This is a genomic window from Candidatus Ruminimicrobium bovinum (assembly GCF_902760015.1).
GTDB lineage: Bacteria > Elusimicrobiota > Endomicrobiia > Endomicrobiales > Endomicrobiaceae > Ruminimicrobium > Ruminimicrobium bovinum.
This window is the reverse complement of sequence record NZ_CACWEU010000208.1, coordinates 1-2050: the sequence shown is the minus strand read 5'-3', so window position 1 is coordinate 2050 and position 2050 is coordinate 1. Positions and strand designations below refer to the sequence as shown.

Sequence of the window (2050 nt, the reverse complement as noted above, 5' to 3'; positions counted from 1 at the left end):
TTTTGCTATAACATTTTTAAATACTCCGAAACCGCAATTTGCAAGTTCCTTTGTAAAATCTTTTATTTCCATTGCAAACCTTGTATCCGGTTTATCCGAGCCGAACCTTAACATTGCCTCATCGTAAGGCATTCTTTCAAAAGGAGTTTTTATTTCTTTATTCAAAACATCCTTAAATATTTTTGAAAGCATATTTTCAACTATTGTCATAATATCTTCTTCGTCGATAAATGACATTTCCATATCAACTTGAGTAAATTCAAGTTGTCTGTCTGCTCTTAAATCTTCATCTCTGAAACATCTTGCAATTTGATAATATTTATCAAATCCCGCAACCATTAAAATTTGTTTGAAAATCTGCGGTGATTGAGGCAAAGCATAAAAACAACCGTGTGCAAGTCTTGCCGGAACCAAGAAATCTCTTGCACCTTCCGGAGTTGATTTTGTTAAAAAAGGTGTTTCTATTTCCAAAAAACCTTCATCGTTAAGATATTGCCTTATTGTTTGCGAAATTTTATGTCTGATAATAAAATTTTTCTGAAATGACGGCCTTCTTAAATCAAGGTATCTGTATTTTAACCTTATTTCTTCGGAAGTTTCTTTATAGTCATCAACTTCCAAAGGTAAAACGGGTGATGTATTTATTATTTCAAGTTCGTTAACAACAATTTCAACCTTACCGGTAAACATGTTCGGATTAACAGTTCCTTCCGGTCTGTTTCTAACTAAACCTTTTACACTGAGAACATACTCACTTCTTAAATGTTCGGCTTTAGAAAATATTTCTTTTTTTTCGGGTTGAAATACTATTTGAACAAGCCCTTCTCTGTCTCTTAAATCAATAAAAATTACTCCGCCGTGGTCCCTTCTTGAATGAACCCAACCGCTTACAACAATTTCCTTACCTATAAAACTTTCATCAACTTTACCGCAATAGCAACTTCTTTTCATTTTATTCCTCGATTATAAATTTTATTTCATAAAATTTAGGTTATAGAATTATGGGGATTATAATGTTATGATGGCAAAAACCACTAAACTAAAAGAAACAACCTTTAAACTAATAACCCATAAACTATAAACAAAAAATTGTTTTACAATTTTTTTAATACTGCATATAATGTAATATATCGTGGGCAAGTTCAAGGGCATCCCTGCCTTGTTCGCCTGAAACCAAAGGTTTTTTACCTTCAATTACACATTTTAAAAAATGTGTAAGTTCATAAGCAAGCGGCTCGCCCGTTTGAACTTTCGGTTTTATTACATCAATATCAAGTAAACTTTTAACAACTTTAACATCCGGTTTTTTTCTGTATATCTTTAAACTTTTTCCGGCATAGTCAACGGAAACATAACTGTCTTTTTGAAATATTCTTATTCTTCTGTATTTATCAATTGTTACTCTGCTTGTTGAAACATCGGCAATACAACCGTTAGCAAATTTTATTCTAACCTTTACAATATCTTCATGCTCCGAAAGAATTTTTGCACCGTGTGCTTCAAAACTTATAACTTTACTTTTAACAAAATTTAAAAGCATATCCAAATCATGTATCATCAAGTCAAGCACAACACCGATATGTGCGGTTCTGGGGTCGTAAGGGCCCAACCTGTTAACTTCAATAAATTTCGGTTCTGTAACATAAGGATATGCGGCAATAATCGCAGGGTTAAACCTTTCAACATGCCCTACCTGTAAAACAAGGTTTTTATCTCTTGCTATTCTTATAAGTTCTGTTGACTGTTCAACAGTTTCGGTAAAAGGTTTTTCAACCAAACAATGTATACCTTCCTGCAAAAGTTGTTTCGCTATGTCATAATGATACGGTGTGGGAACCGAAATTACGGCTGCATTAATTTTACCGATCACATCTTTTACGTCGGTAAAATTAACGGTATTGCATTTTTTTGCAATAGTCTCGCCCCTTTTAACATCGGCATCAACAACACCTATAAGTTCTGCATTTTCGTGTGTTGACAATATTCTTGCATGATGCTGACCTAAAGAACCTACACCGACTACGGCTATTTTTATTTTGCTCATTTTTTA

Annotated in this window: 2 protein-coding genes; both read right to left on the bottom strand. The window is 33.3% G+C overall.

From position 1 onward, the window contains the following. The coding region (aspS, locus tag ACMUOV_RS06965) for an aspartate--tRNA ligase (RefSeq protein ID WP_413854381.1) at window positions 1-951 on the bottom strand (951 nt) is incomplete at its 3' end. Window positions 952-1105: 154 nt separating this feature from the next. Next, complete coding sequence (locus ACMUOV_RS06960; protein ID WP_413854380.1) at window positions 1106-2044, bottom strand: Gfo/Idh/MocA family oxidoreductase; 939 nt, start codon at window positions 2042-2044, stop codon at window positions 1106-1108. Window positions 2045-2050: the final 6 nt, after the last annotated feature.